The organism is Deinococcus cellulosilyticus NBRC 106333 = KACC 11606, assembly GCF_007990775.1.
Taxonomy (GTDB): Bacteria; Deinococcota; Deinococci; order Deinococcales; family Deinococcaceae; genus Deinococcus_C; species Deinococcus_C cellulosilyticus.
In genome coordinates this window covers 99768-114671 of record NZ_BJXB01000017.1, presented here as the reverse complement: position 1 = coordinate 114671, position 14904 = coordinate 99768, and the positions used below count along the sequence as shown (strand labels likewise).

Genomic DNA, 14904 nt, shown 5'->3' with positions numbered 1-14904 from the left:
ATGCACAGCGTCGATCAATGGGCGCAATCAAAGTGTGGTGGGGTCCAGAAGCAGAGGGGTTTCGCTGGCAAATGCCTCAGCGTATTTCACCCCTGCAAACGTGCCCCAGTACATGTTGCGTGCCCGGCGGCGGTCCACCACCTCAGGAGAAACCGTTTCTGAAATGGCAGGCCCGGTGAACTGGCTGGTGTGGGCCATCACACACTTTTCCCACTTCTCCTGCACGTTGCTGGTGTCCACCAGAACACTTGCCTCCATGGGGAAATTTCCCTGATAGAGCAAAACCCGTCTGACTTTGTGGGGTGATTCTTTCAGGTCTGCTTTGCGCAAACCTGCGACATGCACAGCTTCTTTGCAGAGCTGGTGGCTGCCCACATGGTCAGGATGCCTGTCCAGCGGATGGGGGATGAACAGCACTTCAGGCCTGACCTGACGCAACACCCGGGCGAGTTTCAGGACCTGATCTCTCTCTGCCCTGATTCCACCATCCGGGAATTCCAGGTTTCCCCTCCAGGCCAGCCCCATGATTTCAGCGGCGTTCTTGGCTTCCTGGAGGCGCTCTTCGGGGGTGCCGAGGGTGCCCATCTCGCCCAGAGACAGTTCCAGAATCCCAACAGCTTTGTCTGCTTCAGCAAGGCGGATCAGGGTGCCTCCAGCCCCGATTTCTGCATCGTCCGGGTGGGGGGCAATGCACAGGGCATAGAGGGATTGCAACTGGCCATAAACCTGTCTCATCTGTTATTTTTTCGCTTCCTTCGGAGATCCCAGTCGGCGCTCGGTGCCTGCCTGCAGACGCTGGAAGTTGTCCCGGTGGGTCCACAGGATCAGCAGGGCCAGACCGGTGGCGGTGACCACCTGCCACAGCGGATCACCGTGGTACAGCAGCAAGAGCACTGCAGCTATGCCTCCCATCATGCTGCCAGCCGAGACAAAGCGGGTCAGGTACATGATGCCCACAGCAATCACCACCGTACCCAGTCCAATCAGGGGATTCATCACCAGCAGGGTGCCAATGGATGTGGCGACCCCTTTCCCACCTTTGAACTTCAGAAAGATGCTGTAATTGTGTCCCAGCACGGCAGCCAGGGCACAGGCAGCCAGATAGAAATCCGACATGCCCAGCATTTTTGCCAGATACAGGACAATGCCCCCTTTGAAGATGTCAAAGGCCAGCACCACAAGGGCCGGACCCCACCCCAGGTTGCGCTGGATGTTGGTGGCCCCGATGTTCCCGGACCCCACCTTGGTGATGTCGATGTTGTAAAGCCGGGCAATCAGGAGGCCAATCGGAATGCTTCCGAACAGGTAGGAAAGCAGCAGAACCAGAATTTGCACACGTCACCTCAGTTGTTGTGTTTTGGAGTTTGCCCCGGAATCATGGAACGTGGGCGATCTCAGGAGTTTACAGTGAACAGTGTACAGTTCACAGCGCAAAGTGCCAGGAGACTGTGAACTTGCAACATCATTTCAGCAGGTTCATCAGCCAGACGAGCAGCGGGGCCAGCACCAGAGCGGGCAGGAAAGAGCCCACACGCACCCGGTTTGCAGAATCGAAACTGCCGAAAAGCAGGTTGAAACTGATCCCGGTGATCATCAGACCTCCCGTTCCGGTGATCAGCAGCACGCCAGGGTCTGTTGCGGGGTTGGGAAGTGCGCTGGCCAGCCCACCTGCCGCCAGGCTGAAGATGCCCTGCACAACCAGAACGACAACAGCAGAGAACCCCACCCCCATGCCATACACCCCGGTGAGGGCCACCGCTGCAATGCCGTCCAGCGTGGCCTTCAGGATCAGGGTTTTGGGATCAAGCTGCAGGCCATTCTGAATGCTCCCGATGATGGTCATGGGGCCGATGCAGAACAGCAGGCTTGCAGTGACAAAGCCCTCGGTAAAGCGGCCCTTGCCCTTGAATTTCTCTTTCAGGGTTTCTCCCAGACCCCCCAGATGCTCCTCCAACTGCAGCACCTCACCGATCACGGCTCCAAGGGCCAGACAGATCAGGGCGGCAATGATGCCAGGAAGCTTTCCGATGCTGAGCCCTGCCAGACTTCCTCCCATGTCGATGGCAATGTACAGGGTTGTCACGGCCAGCACCTGCATGAGGGTGCGGTTCATGCGGTCAGGGATGCGGCCTCCCAGAATGACACCCAGAAAGGTGCCCAGAAGGACCGTCACCACGTTGATCCATGTGCCACTGGTTTTCAGGAAAAAATCCATATTGCACCACTATATAGCGGTCAGCCGTCAGCCGTCAGCTTTCAGTCACCCTGGCCAGAGCAAAAGCTTCAGTTCTGGAAGCAGCAACAAACCTGCCTTCCCTCTCTTGCAATCCAAACATTTCAGAACCGCTGTCTCTGCATCAGGGCTTTGAGCTTCTGCTGACCGCTGATGGCTGACCGCTGACGGCTGACCGCTGACGGCCCCTGGCTGTGCTTTTTGTAACAAGGTATTTACTTTCTGCTGACATTCAGGGTTATAATCAAACCAGATGCCACCGTTTGCTCTAAACAGTATCGGCTCACCGTCACTCGACAACGAAGTGACTTGGAATCAGGACCGCCTTGTGCGGTCCTGTTTTTTTGGTGGCAAGGGGAGGTTCGCATGACTTTAAACGACCAGTTGCGTCATCTTCCGAAATTCCTGACCGTGCGCGAGGTGGCAGATTTCACCTTCTGTCATGACCGCACCGTCAGACGCTGGATTCGCTCCGGGACCCTCAGTGCCCTGGAGACTCCGGAAGGCCTGCGGATTCCCAGGCGGGAACTCAGGCGATTCCTGGGATTGCAGGAAGCCAGCTGACGCAATTTGCGTTTGGGTCATCTGCCCTTGATTCGGGCAGCATGGATTTTTGATTCTGGATGGTTTTCATGTTTGACCTGACCTGTGTTACCGGCAGCGTAGCTCCTCCTGAGGTCAGGTCTGTACGCGCAAGTGTTTTTGTCCCTGTGCAAATCCGCTACACTGTGGAGCTAGGAGGACACCTGTGGACGCCACCCTGATTTTTGGAATCATCACAGCGATTGTCGTGATCGGGTTCTTTGTGGGACTCCCACTGTTCGTGCTGCATTCCCAGTACGACGAACCCAAACGCGGCGACGACTACTGATTCGCCACAAAAAAGGACAGCAGTGTGAATCTGCTGTCCTTTTTGCTTGGTGGTCCGCAACGCACCTTATATACTTTTTCTTCAGTGATGCCTGACCTTGCCCACACTTTCCCTGAGCTGCATGCCCTTCATGCAGAGCTGTCCCGGCACCTTGATCAGAACCTGCCTCCAGATCTGGCCTGTGAGAAGGCCGTGCAGGCGTGGCAGTCTGGACTTGTGGACCTCACCCTGATGTTTTGTGATCGGGCTGCAGGTCAGATGGATCTGCTCAAAGCCATTGCCCTGAATCGACAGGGTCACCCTCACGCTGCCCTGGAGGTGCTGAAGGGACAGGAGGGAGCGCTCTCTCTGGTGCATCAGGGAAGCAGCCTTTGGCAACTGGGGGAACTGGAAGAGGCCCTGGACCTCACCCAGCAGGGGCTGGACCAGGCTCGCAAAGAGCGCAATGGCACAGGGATCATCAGTGCGGTGTGCATTCTGGGTGAGGTGCTTCTGGACCTCGGGCAACACAAGCAGGCTGTCGTGACCCTCGCTGAAGCCTTCAAGGTGGCAGAGATGATGGGTCAGGAAGCAGACCCTTATGCCCTGGCGATCACTGCAGAGGCCCACACCCGCTGGGGACATCCCAGAAAAGCCCAGGCAACCGTTGAAAAGGTGTTCTCACGCACCCGGCCCTTTGAAATGGCCCATGTCAGGGCGCAGATTTCACTTGGGGCCATCGAACCAGCAGCCCTGGAGCAGGCCCGTCGGGTGGTAGAGGCTCTCGGCTGGGGTTTCTGGCAGAAACGCCTGCAGTCCAGAGCATGACCAGCCCTCACACCATGCGGGTGGCAAGCTGTTCCAGCAGGTGCAGAATCTGATCTGCGGTTTTCTGGTCACTGGCCCTGGACAGCACGTTTCGGATCAGACGCAGACCTTCTGCAGCTTCTGCATCTGCCATGTGCTGGGCATGCTGAATGCTGCCAGAATCATGGAGCCACTGCAGGATCTGCTGGATGTCCGCAGCCTGCTTCTGGTCTCTGGGCAGGGACATCACCTTCAAAAAGAAGGCTTTCTGTTCTGGGCTGGCCTGGGCAAGCCAGTGCAGCAGCACCAGGGTGCGTTTGCCTTCCAGCAGGTCTCCAGCAATTTCCTTGCCGTAATCTGCAGCGTCCCCGATCAGGTTCAGGACATCGTCCCGGATCTGGAAAGCTGCCCCCAGTTTCAGACCTGCCGCTTCAATCTCAGGATCAGGGGTCAGGCCTGCAGCCAGCATGCCCAGCCTGAATGGGGCCACCACCGTGTAGTAGGCGGTCTTCAGGTGCACCATCTGCAGGTAATCGGCTTCGCTGAGGTCCCAGCTCCCATTCACCACCCAGCTCAGGTCCACATGCTGCCCTTCAGCGGTGCGGTGGATGGTGTTCAGGAACTCCTCAAAGGCACCAGGGACCCCTGACTGATGCACCACCTGCCACATGTACACGTGCAGGGCATCTCCGGCGTTCAGGGCCAGAGGAATCCCATGCAGCCGGTGCAGGGCAGGCTGACCTCTGCGGTCTTCAGAATCGTCCTCAATGTCGTCATGGATCAGCACCCAGTTCTGGAACATCTCCAGACCTGCTGCCAGAGGGAGGGCCCGCTCTGCAGGACCCCCGAAAGCCCGGGCCACCATCATCAGAAGCTGGCTGCGCAGCATCTTGCCTCCCCGGACCGGGTAATCCCGCATCAGGTCAAACAGATGCTGGATTTCAGGACGGGTGTGGGTTCGGGGAAGGACCTGATCAATGAATTCGGCAATGAGGTTGCGCACCCAAGTATTCTAGACCATCCTCCTCACCTGCAGTGCAGCACAGGTGTTGCGGAACACACTCAGGACAGGGGAGAGGTCACCAGGGAAGGATCTGGCGGTGCTGGTAAAACTGCCCGGTGCCCCTGACCTGCTCGGCAAGCCAGACGATGCCCTCTGCCCCTTCTTCCACCGTGCCAGGAGCGTCCTGGCCGCCCATGTCGGTCCTGACCCACCCTGGACAGACAGAATTCACCGCAACCCTGCCCCGACCCGCTCTTGACAGCATCAGGGTGATGCCATTGAGGGCCAGCTTCGAGAGCCTGTAGGCAGAAGTGCTCGGGTGCAGGTCCTCCCAGGCACCCATCTCACTCGACACATTGATGACCTGACCCCTGCGATTTTCCAGCAGGGGAAAAAGGGCCTGCGACAGTTCAAGTGCTGCAAAAGCATTGACGTTCATTGCCTCCCGAAAAGTGTCCACCGGGACCCTGAGGATGCTCTGCCCTTCATCCGGGTAGATGCCTGCATTGTTGATCAGCACATCCAGCCCTCCATATGTGGCCTCCAGCCACTGCCTGAGCTGCTCAACGCTTTCACTGGAGGTCACTTCCAGCCCCACCGGAGTCACCTTTTCAGAGCCCAGTTGCTGAACAGCCTGCTGGGCCTTCTCCAGGGTTCTGGCCGTCAGAATCACCTGAAAGCCCTTTTTCAGAAGCTGCCTGCACACTTCAAACCCAATGCCGCGATTTGCCCCAGTCACCAGCGCAAGTTTCATTGCCGTCATCCCTGAATTCTGCCTGCTGAAATCAAAGACAAGTGTGCAGTGGTCTGGATTTCTCCCTTTAGAGGGCGACCCGTTGACCTGTCCCTACATCTGCCCTCGGCTCTGGGCCCTCGGCCCTCGGCCTTCTGCAACACCCCTCCATCCCCCATAAACAATGCTGTTGTTTCCCGCAGCCTAAAGGTTAGAATATCCAGAGTGCCCGCTGATTTCGGGATCAGGCCTGATCCTCGAAACCCTCGAGCAGACCGTTCAGGCAGGACCTGCGGCATGCTGAAATCAGGGTGGTTTCTCTGGAGGAAGAGATGTCAATAGATTACAAGAGCGCTGGTGTGGACATCGATGCTGGCAACCGCGCTGTGGAACTGATGAAAGACGCCGTCAAGCGCACCTACACCCCTCAGGTGCTGGCTGGCGTCGGTTCATTCGGAGGGCTGTTTTCTGCCCTGAACTTCAAGGACATGGAAGAGCCCGTGCTGGTCGCCTCCACCGACGGTGTGGGCACCAAAACCAAAGTGGCGGTGGCCGCCCAGAAGTTTGACACGCTGGGCATGGACATCGTGAACCACTGCGTGAACGACATTCTGGTTCAGGGTGCACGCCCTTTGTTCTTCCTGGATTACGTCGCCACGGGCAAACTCGTCCCCGAGACCGTCGCCACTGTGGTGCAGGGTGCAGCCCTGGCCTGTGAGCGTGTGGGGGCAGCCCTGCTCGGGGGCGAAACCGCCGAAATGCCAGGGGTGTACCTGGAAGGTGAACTGGACCTCGTGGGCACCATTGTGGGTGTCCTGGACCGCAAGGACCTCGTGGATGGCAGTACCCTGGAAGAGGGGGATGTGCTGATCGGCCTGCCCAGCACGGGTCTCCACACCAACGGGTTCAGTCTGGCCCGCAAGGTGCTGGAAAACGAGGATCTTTTTGTTCCCCGCGATTTCCTGAACGGTGAGACCTACGCCGAGGCCCTGCTCAAACCCCACCGGGAATATGTGCTGGCCTACCGTGCCCTCAAAGAGGCCGGGGTCAACATCAAAGGCATGGCCCACATCACCGGGGGTGGCCTGATCGAGAACCCCCCTCGTGTGTTCCCTGAAGGTCTGGGTGCCCGCATCTATGAAGGCTCCTGGGAAGTCCCGGCCCTCTTCCAGAAGATTGTGGAACTCGGCCAGATCGAACTGGTTGAGGCCCACCGTGCCCTGAACATGGGGATTGGTTACGTCTTCATGGTGCCCATCACGGACTTTGACCTCGCCTTTCAGGTGCTCCGTGAAGCCGGAGAAACCCCTTACCGCATCGGTGAAATGGTCGCTGGTGAGGGCATTGAACTGGTGGCCCGGTGACCAAACGGGTGCCCCCACCACCCACCGGATTCCGTGAGGACAGTGAACTCACGGAGTTCTGGGTGATCCGTCACGCCGAGACCACCTGGAATGCCATCCGCCGCTACCAGGGCCACACCGATGTTCCGCTATCGGAGCACGGAAAATTGCAGGTGCAGGCCCTTGCAGACCGTCTGGAGGGAGTCAGGGTGGATGCCATCTATTCCAGCGACCTGACCCGTTCCATGGACACCGCCAGAGGGGTTGCTGCTGTGATGCAGGGACAGCCTGAAATCCAGACCGATGACCGCCTGCGTGAAATTGACGTGGGTGAGCTCGGCGGCCTGTACCTCCCTGACATAGAGGTCCAGCACAAAGCTTATCTGGAAGCCCTGGGTCAGGACCCCTGGAACACCCGCAGACCCGGAGGGGAGAGCATGGCCGACCTGTACGAACGGGTCAGCCGGTCTTTCTTTGACCTGCGGGACCGACACCGGGGAGGCCGCGTCATGGTGGTCACCCACGGGGGAGTGGTCCGTGTGGCGGTCAGCCTTGCCCTCGGTGGAGAACTGCGGGATGTGTGGGCCAGACTGTCCATCGACAACACCAGCATCACCCGCTTCGTGTTGCACTCTGGTGGCGGACGCCTGCTCAGCTTCAACGATGCAGCCCATCTGGAGGACCTCTCTCCAGAAGACGAAGACGTGCAGGTGCCGTAGGGTTTACAGTTCACAGTTTACAGTTGACAGAAGAGGCAGGAGATGCGTCCTGCTTTTTCTTTTTTGAGGGAAGTGAAGTTCAGGGTTGGGTGCGATGTGAACTGTCCACTGTAAACTTGTCCACTCTGAATGTTATCTTGGGTCAGCCATGTTGATTGAACGTTTCAAGGGGGGCGATCCCAGGGCCCTCGCACGCATCATCACCCTGCTGGAATCCGGGGAGGATTTTCCAGAGGAACTCCGGCAATTGCCCAGAACAGCCCGGGTGATCGGAATCACTGGAAGTCCCGGCAGTGGCAAGAGCACCCTCACCGACCAGATCATTCAGGAACTGAGGAATCTTGATTTGCGGGTGGCGGTGATTGCTGTTGATCCCAGCAGCCCTTTCACCGGGGGAGCCATCCTCGGAGACCGCATCCGGATGAGCAGGCACGCGCTGGACAGTGGGGTGTTCATCCGCAGTCTGGCGTCCCGTGGAGCACTCGGAGGGGTGTCCAGCAAGACCCTGCAGGTGCTCTCTGCACTGGAGGCTTTCGGTTTTGATGTGATCCTGATCGAGACGGTGGGGGTGGGCCAGAGTGAGGTGGACATCGCCAGCATTGCCGACCACACTGTGCTGGTTCTGACCCCGAATCAGGGGGATGCAGTGCAAGCTTTCAAAGCAGGGGTCATGGAGATTGCAGACATTTTTGTGGTCAACAAGTGTGACCTGCCCGGTGCAGACAGGGTGGTGCGGGAGCTGCATGCCACGGTGACACTGGGCATCACTCCCGACTGGATGCCTCCTGCCGTGAAAACCAATGCCCAGAAAGGGGAGGGTATTGCTGAGTTGCTGCAGGCCCTGCAGGACCACCGGGACCACCTTGGTGAAGAAGGATTAAGGGAACGCAGGCTTCACCGCCTCAGGTTTGAGCTTCGCAGCCTGCTGGAAGACTGGGCACAGGGCCGTCTGAAAGATGCTGAAAACCAGCTTCCTGAGGTGCTTTCTGGAAAACGCTCACTGCATGAACTGTTTCTGTCCTTGTTCTAAACAAGTACCTGATTTTGCTTACCAAAAACTGTATACGGTCTTGTTACACTGTGATTCGGATGAAACGACCCCTGATGTACATCGTTCCGATCGCTTTTGTGGTGGCCACACCCCTGGTGTGGGCCTACTCCATGCAGGACTCGGAGCGAATTGAGAAAAAAATCCAGGTCGGCAACCTCGACCTGAGTGAAATGACCTTCTCAGAGGCCATTGCGGCCCTGAAATCGGCCCCCCTGAAGGCCCCAACGGTCACCGTGAAACTTGCAGACCGCACCTTCACCGTTCCAGCAACGCAACTGGGCTGGAACCTCAATTACGAGGAGACTGCCAAATCTGCTTTTGAGCTGGGCCAGCAGCGTGGGGCTTTTGAGAAAGTGCAGTACCGTTTTGGCTGGAAAAAAGACACCCAGAGCGCCAGCTGGGTGGTCTCTGTGAACAGCACCGTCCTGAAAAAACAGCTGGACCAGTGGTCCAGGACGCTGGATGGCAAGCCTGTGCCTGCAAAAGCCATTTACCAGAATGGAAAATACGTGATTCAGGCGGACAAACCCGGTCAGGCAGCCGATGTGACCTCGGTCCTGAGCACCTACAGCAGCAACCCTGCCCTGACCAGCCTGGAGATCCCCATCAAGACCACCCGTGCTGCGGTCACCAGAGAGAGCCTGAAACCCCTGGTGGATCAGGCCAATCTGGTCCTGAGGCCCATCACTGTGATTGGTGTGACCCCTGCAGGCAAAGAGCGCCCAACGACCCTGAACGTCAACACCGTTGCTGACCTCTTCTGGGTGCGGGCGGACAAACTGGAACTGGACCCCAAAGGCATCCAGCGGGCCGTGCAGAAACTTGATGGCCTGATTGGTCAGGCTGCCCAGAATGCCAGTTTCCGCTTCGTGAAAGGCCAGATCAAAACCGTCCCTGAGAAGACCGGGTACAGCGTTGATCAGAAAACCGCCACCCAGGCCCTGTCCGACATGGTGCTGAAACCCGAGATGATTCAGGTGGAAGTTCCCCTGAAAGTGCAGGAGCCGACACTGACCATTGCAGATCTGCCTGATCCCAAAGCATTGAAACTGATCTCCACGGGAACCAGCACCTTCAAGGGGTCCAGCCGTGAGCGCTCCACCAACGTGAAGGTGGCTGCTGCAGCACTGGACGGCCATGTGATTGCTCCAGATCAGGTTTTCAGCTTCAATGATGCCATTGGTGAGATTTCTCCAGAGAACGGTTATGTGGGCGCACTGGTGATCAGTGGGGGCCGCACCGTGGAAGGCGTGGGTGGGGGAGTGTGTCAGGTGTCCACCACCACCTTCCGCAGCATGTACAAAGCAGGCCTGCCCATTGTGGAACGCAACCAGCACGCTTACTGGGTGCACTGGTACGCTCCACACATGGGCTTTGAAGCAGCAGTGTATCAGCCTGGAGTTGACCTGAAGATGAAAAACGATACGGGTGCCCCCATTCTGGTTCGCACCATCACCGACATGGAGAAAGGCACCCTGACCGTCAACCTCTACGGGATTCCCGTGAAGCGCAAGGTCACGGTTTCCGATGCGGTGGTTCTTTCCCGCACCCCTCACCCACCTTCAAAGACCATTTATGATTCCAGCCTTGCCCCCGGGCAGCGCAAACAGGTGGACTGGGCGGTGGATGGATACAACGTGCAGGTGACCCGCACGATCACGGACAGCAAGGGCACCCGCAAGGACACCATCAGCAGCAATTACAAACCCTGGCAGGCTGTGTTTGCTGTGGGTCCTGCCCGCTGAGTCTGATTCGATCTCAAAAACAAAACCCGCCCAGCTCGATTCAGGGCGGGTTTTTTGATGTCTGGAATCACTCCACTTTCAAGATGGCCTTCCCTGAGAACTTGCGGGCCAGAAGGTCTTCTGCAACGGAGCCCATTTCTGTCCAGCTGGCCTCTTTTTCAATCCGCACTTTCAGTTTTTCTGCCGCTACCTGCTGGATGAGGAAGGCCAGGACTGTTGCTGGATCTTCCCTCTGCAACTCCTGAAAGAGGGCAATCCCCTGCAAGGACAGGCCTCCAGTCATGGTGAATGGCATCAGGTTCAGCTGAACAGGATTGCCTGCACTTGCACCGTAACAGATCAACATTCCGTCTCTGGCCAGAAGTGCAGGGAGGACAGCGAACCCCTCACCTCCCACGCCATCGACAATCACATCAAACGGGCCGGATTCTGCCCAGGATGCAGGGTCACCTGTGAGGACATGGGTTGCGCCAAGCTGCTCAACCCACAGGGCCTGCTCTGGATTGCGGATCTGGGCGGTGACCTCAGCTCCGCCCAGGTGGGCAAGTTGCACTGCAAGATGACCCACGCCTCCTGTCGCCCCGGTGACCAGCACTTTCTTCTGTTGTAAGTTTCCGGCTTTCTGCAGGCTGAAGTGGGCGGTCAGGCCTGCGACGGGCAGAGCTGCGGCCTGTTGCAGGGAAATGCTTTCCGGAACTTCGCAGAGCTGCAGGGCTGGAACCGCCAGAAATCTGGCCCAGGCCCCCATGGGCAGCAGACCCATCACCCGGGTCCCTGCTTTTGGACCACTGCCATCTGCAGCGGCTTCCACCACTTTTCCTGAAAAATCCCAGCCCAGCTGCAGACCTTCTGGAGCAAACTGGGCCACAAAGGCTTCACCTCGATTGATCGAGATGTGCTCGACCTGGACCTGTGCTTCATGGGGTTGCAGTTCTGGTGTTTCGATGGACTTTAAAATCAAATGGCCTGTGGCCTGGGGTGCAGTGTGCACTGCGTGGTTCATGTTGCCTCCTGTTTTCATGCTAGACTCTCCAGTAAATGGAGAGTCAACTGCAACAATCAGAGGAGCTGCTGTACAGCATTGGTGAACTGTCAAAGCTGGCTGGCCTTCCCATCAAAACCCTGCGGTTTTATGCAGATGAAGGCTTGCTCCCTCCAGCCCACATCGCCGACAGCCGTTACCGCTATTTCAATGCAGACAGCCTTCCCAGACTGCAGCTGATTCGCACCCTGAGGGAAGCCGACTTCAGTTTGCAGAGCATCCGGGAACTGCTGGAGCAGCAGACGGATTTTCAGGCCCTGGTGCAGCTTCAATTGCAAACCGTGCAGGTCCAGATGCAGGCCCTGGTGAGGCAACAGGCAGTGCTTCAGGCTGCCCTGAAACAGCACACCACAGTGCATGAATTTGCCGAACTGATGCAGCAGGCCAGGCTCTCCCATCAGGAAAGGGAAAACCTGCTATCCCGTCACCTCAAATCCACTTTTGGAGGGCTGGGGGTTGATCCAGAATGGTGGCCTGAATTCTGGGCCACTGCAGGAGCCGAACTTCCAGCAGAAGCCACTCCGGCCCAGCTGTCCGCATGGCTGGAGCTCACCCGACTGGTGCAGGACCCCACCTTCCAGAGGGCCATCCGGGCACAGGTGGAGCCCTTCTGGCAACATGCTGTAAACAGTGACTCGGTGCAGACCCACACCTTCGAGATGGGGATCATTTTTGATCAGGCTGTGGATGCCGCAGAAAAGGGCGTTGCACCAGAAAGTTCAGAAGGCCAGAGCCTGATCGCGGCCTTTTCCAGGCCCTGTGCAGAAGCCCTGAACCAGTCTTATACCCCACAGTTCCTGAGGTGGTGGCACAACCACCTGCAAACCACAGCCCATCCCAGTGTTGCCCGGTACTGGGAACTGGTGGCCCTCATGCATGGGCAACCTGTTCCGCAGATCCAGTCTGGACTGGAGTGGGTGCTGGCAGGGCTGGAAACGGCCATGAAAAACCCGGACCTTCTGTGAGATCCGGGAGGAGAGGCACATCCATTTAAACCTGAGGGGAAGGAACAATCTTCTTGCGCAGGAGCTGCATCCGCTGGCCCAGGCGCTCCCACCAGTGCGGACGGAAGTGGTCCTTGAAGTTCAGCGTGGCATACTCACTGCCCACATCATGACCCAGTTGTTCGGTCAGGAAGTAGCGGTGGTCCATGATCCACAGATAGATGTCCGCTTCGGTGCGGCCAGGAAACTTGCCCAGCACATTGTGTTTGCGCAGGTTGCGCACCACATGCCAGTAGAGTTTGTCGTACCAGGAGCCCACAGCCTCTTCCCAGCTGACCTCCCGCTGCTCCTGGATGCCCAGGTAGTATTGCCGGGTGCGGATGTGTTCCAGCAGGATGTCATAACGGCCCGGTGTGGTGAAGTCAATCTCGGCATGGTTGGGGCGCAGTTCATCAAGCTGGGTGGTCCGGTAGAATTCCACCCGTTCAGAGCGGATGATCATGTCTTTCAGGGACTCACCGGGATGGGGGGTGATGTTGACATCAAGTTCAATCACTTCAGCATCGATGTACTTCTGGTGGGTGCTTTTGGCGACACTGACCCGGTGGTTGCCGTCTTTGACAAAATACCCTTCTCCGACCTTGTACACCTGAATGGGCGGAAGTTCTTTGCCTTCAATCTGGGCTTTGCGGATGGCGACCCAGCGCTCATCGAGGTGGTGGGTCAGGGGCAGAAAGTGTTGGTCGAACTCGTCGTATCTGTCGACAGAGCCGATGATTTGATCTACCAAAATGGTCTGGGTTCCGATATAATGTTCTCCACGCGGGTTTAAGAAGCGTACCCACTCGAAGGGGATCAGGTGATTGTCCTCCCCACGCAGAGTGGCCAGAATGTTGTTGAGCAGTGCCTGCCGCTTGGCTTCTTCGATTTCTTGTGTTGCGGTTGTGTTGGCGTACATGCTCACCTCCTCCTTTGCCTGACGCAAGGGCAAAGTCAATCCAGGTTCGTTGGTGTCCAATGAACCTTATGTCTCCATTGTAGCGAAATATATCAGTGCCGTGACAGGTCCTCTGTCACAGGGTAAGCATGAGCACGTATCGAGTAACACAGGAGGCTTACCCTGTAGAGGAGACCTGTCTGAACTTTTTTGAGGTGTGGTGCGTATCTGTCTCACCTCAGCTCTGTTCTGGGGTCCTCATGCTTTGGAGGTTCATGAATGCTTGGTAAATTCTTCAAGAAGCCCTCGGGCAACAACCCGCGCGTTCCTCCGGGACAGTCGCTGACCGAACGCTTTCCTGTGCTCACCTACGGCCCTGTGCCCACCCTCAAACCTGAACAGGTGGAGGTGCGCGTCTTCGGAATGGCTGAGCCTGCAACGTTCACCTGGCAGGACCTGCAGAACCTGCCCCAGACCACCCACACCTACGACATCCACTGCGTGACCCACTGGAGCAAACTGGACACCACCTGGACAGGGGTGAGCATCCCCACCCTGATGCAGCACATCAAGGTGGACCCACAGGCCACTGCCGTGATGGTCCATTGCTATGGCGGTTACACCACCAACCTCTTGCTGGATGACTTCAACCGTGACCTGAACCTGCTGGCCCACACCTTCGATGGCAAGCCTCTGGAAAAAGACCACGGTGGCCCCCTGCGTCTGGTGGTGCCCCACCTTTACTTCTGGAAGAGCGCCAAGTGGGTGTCTGGCTTCGAGTTCCTGCGGGCAGACCAGCCAGGCTTCTGGGAGCGCAACGGCTACCACATGCGAGGCGATCCATTTCAGGAAGAGCGATTCGACGACGATTGAGAAGAAGGGCAGGGGGCAACCCCTGCTTTCGTCTTAATGCCTCTTTAACTGCACAGGCAGCTCTTTTCAGCCTGATGCTCTAGGGTGGGACCATGACTGAACCTCATTTTGACCTGCCCCAGGAGGAATACATTGTTCCTGATGTGCTGCAGCCTGGCCTGAAACTGGTGTTCTGTGGCACGGCCCCCAGCAAAACCTCCGCAGCCGCAAAAGCCTACTACGCCAATCCCCAGAACAAATTCTGGAGGGTGCTGCATCAGGTGGGGCTCATCCCTAGAAAGATGAAACCCCAGGAGTTTCCGGAGCTTCCGCAATACGGAATTGGGCTCACAGATGTGTGCAAGAGGCACTCAGGGATCGATTCTGTGCTGCCTGCAGAAGGCTTCACCCCGGACGAACTGCAGACCAAAATCCAGACCTACAGGCCCAGGGTCATTGCCTTCACCAGCAAAAGAGCAGCCCAGGAAGGCCTGCAGAAGAAGAAACTGAATTTTGGTCTGCAACCAGAAAAGTTTGAGGGGGCAGAGGTGTTCGTCTTGCCCTCCACCAGCCCTCTGGCCGACTCCCACTTCAACATCGAGCACTGGCAGGCCCTGTCGGATCACATCAGGCAACTGGACTGAC

The 14904-nt window shown here is 57.5% G+C and carries 17 protein-coding genes; 10 read left to right on the top strand and 7 right to left on the bottom strand.

The window, feature by feature from the left end:
* Nucleotides 1-27: 27 nt before the first annotated feature.
* The 3 genes from bshB1 to DC3_RS18230 form a co-directional block, all read right to left on the bottom strand.
* Complete coding sequence (bshB1, locus tag DC3_RS18240; RefSeq protein ID WP_146886834.1) at nucleotides 28-735, bottom strand: bacillithiol biosynthesis deacetylase BshB1; 708 nt, start codon at nucleotides 733-735, stop codon at nucleotides 28-30.
* Nucleotides 736-738: 3 nt separating this feature from the next.
* Complete coding sequence (plsY, locus tag DC3_RS18235; RefSeq protein ID WP_146886832.1) at nucleotides 739-1335, bottom strand: glycerol-3-phosphate 1-O-acyltransferase PlsY; 597 nt, start codon at nucleotides 1333-1335, stop codon at nucleotides 739-741.
* A gap of 127 nt (nucleotides 1336-1462) precedes the next feature.
* Nucleotides 1463-2215 (bottom strand): DUF554 domain-containing protein, encoded by a 753-nt coding sequence (locus DC3_RS18230; RefSeq protein ID WP_146886830.1) that lies wholly within the window; start codon nucleotides 2213-2215, stop codon nucleotides 1463-1465.
* Nucleotides 2216-2599: 384 nt separating this feature from the next.
* On the opposite strand from DC3_RS18230, the gene DC3_RS18225 reads away from it, so the two are divergent.
* The 3 genes from DC3_RS18225 (at nucleotide 2600) to DC3_RS18220 (ending at nucleotide 3911) form a co-directional block, all read left to right on the top strand.
* Entirely contained in the window at nucleotides 2600-2797 is a 198-nt protein-coding gene (locus DC3_RS18225) for a helix-turn-helix domain-containing protein (protein WP_146886828.1), read from the top strand.
* Between the two features lie 184 nt (nucleotides 2798-2981).
* Nucleotides 2982-3104, top strand: coding sequence for a hypothetical protein (locus DC3_RS30005; protein ID WP_281292548.1), 123 nt, complete (start codon nucleotides 2982-2984; stop codon nucleotides 3102-3104).
* Between the two features lie 87 nt (nucleotides 3105-3191).
* Nucleotides 3192-3911, top strand: a complete 720-nt coding sequence (locus DC3_RS18220; RefSeq protein ID WP_146886826.1) for a tetratricopeptide repeat protein — start codon at nucleotides 3192-3194, stop codon at nucleotides 3909-3911.
* A 7-nt stretch (nucleotides 3912-3918) separates the two neighbouring features.
* Here the strand turns inward: DC3_RS18220 and DC3_RS18215 are convergent, their stop codons facing one another.
* The gene (locus DC3_RS18215) at nucleotides 3919-4893 is read right to left on the bottom strand and encodes a polyprenyl synthetase family protein (protein WP_246130730.1); all 975 of its coding nucleotides are present in this window, start codon (nucleotides 4891-4893) and stop codon (nucleotides 3919-3921) included.
* A 76-nt stretch (nucleotides 4894-4969) separates the two neighbouring features.
* A complete protein-coding gene (locus DC3_RS18210) occupies nucleotides 4970-5656 on the bottom strand; it encodes an SDR family NAD(P)-dependent oxidoreductase (protein WP_146886824.1) in 687 nt (228 codons plus the stop codon).
* 302 nt (nucleotides 5657-5958) lie between these two features.
* On the opposite strand from DC3_RS18210, the gene purM reads away from it, so the two are divergent.
* From purM to DC3_RS18190, 4 genes are all read left to right on the top strand, one after another.
* Nucleotides 5959-6990, top strand: coding sequence for a phosphoribosylformylglycinamidine cyclo-ligase (purM, locus tag DC3_RS18205; protein ID WP_146886822.1), 1032 nt, complete (start codon nucleotides 5959-5961; stop codon nucleotides 6988-6990).
* On the top strand, nucleotides 6987-7688 hold the full coding sequence (locus tag DC3_RS18200; protein WP_146886820.1) for a histidine phosphatase family protein: 702 nt from the start codon (nucleotides 6987-6989) through the stop codon (nucleotides 7686-7688). The genes purM and DC3_RS18200 overlap by 4 nt, the downstream gene beginning before the upstream one ends.
* 148 nt (nucleotides 7689-7836) lie before the next feature.
* Entirely contained in the window at nucleotides 7837-8718 is an 882-nt protein-coding gene (gene meaB / locus DC3_RS18195; protein ID WP_146886818.1) for a methylmalonyl Co-A mutase-associated GTPase MeaB, read from the top strand.
* 59 nt (nucleotides 8719-8777) lie between these two features.
* Nucleotides 8778-10484, top strand: coding sequence for a VanW family protein (locus DC3_RS18190; protein ID WP_146886816.1), 1707 nt, complete (start codon nucleotides 8778-8780; stop codon nucleotides 10482-10484).
* 67 nt (nucleotides 10485-10551) lie between these two features.
* Here DC3_RS18190 and DC3_RS18185 read toward each other — a convergent pair whose 3' ends face one another.
* The gene (locus DC3_RS18185; RefSeq protein ID WP_186816110.1) at nucleotides 10552-11487 is read right to left on the bottom strand and encodes a zinc-binding dehydrogenase; all 936 of its coding nucleotides are present in this window, start codon (nucleotides 11485-11487) and stop codon (nucleotides 10552-10554) included.
* Between the two features lie 35 nt (nucleotides 11488-11522).
* Between DC3_RS18185 and DC3_RS18180 the strand changes: the two genes are divergently transcribed.
* On the top strand, nucleotides 11523-12491 hold the full coding sequence (locus DC3_RS18180) for a MerR family transcriptional regulator (RefSeq protein ID WP_146886812.1): 969 nt from the start codon (nucleotides 11523-11525) through the stop codon (nucleotides 12489-12491).
* A 25-nt stretch (nucleotides 12492-12516) separates the two neighbouring features.
* On the opposite strand, the gene DC3_RS18175 is transcribed toward DC3_RS18180, so the two are convergent.
* Nucleotides 12517-13428: a DUF4032 domain-containing protein gene (locus DC3_RS18175; protein ID WP_146886810.1), complete on the bottom strand. Its 912-nt coding sequence runs from the start codon at nucleotides 13426-13428 to the stop codon at nucleotides 12517-12519.
* A 258-nt stretch (nucleotides 13429-13686) separates the two neighbouring features.
* Here DC3_RS18175 and DC3_RS18170 point away from each other — a divergent pair, with 258 nt between their 5' ends.
* Together DC3_RS18170 and DC3_RS18165 are read left to right on the top strand one after the other, a co-directional pair.
* Nucleotides 13687-14280: a sulfite oxidase-like oxidoreductase gene (locus tag DC3_RS18170; RefSeq protein ID WP_146886808.1), complete on the top strand. Its 594-nt coding sequence runs from the start codon at nucleotides 13687-13689 to the stop codon at nucleotides 14278-14280.
* Between the two features lie 92 nt (nucleotides 14281-14372).
* Nucleotides 14373-14903, top strand: a complete 531-nt coding sequence (locus DC3_RS18165) for a mismatch-specific DNA-glycosylase (protein ID WP_146886807.1) — start codon at nucleotides 14373-14375, stop codon at nucleotides 14901-14903.
* Nucleotide 14904: the final 1 nt, after the last annotated feature.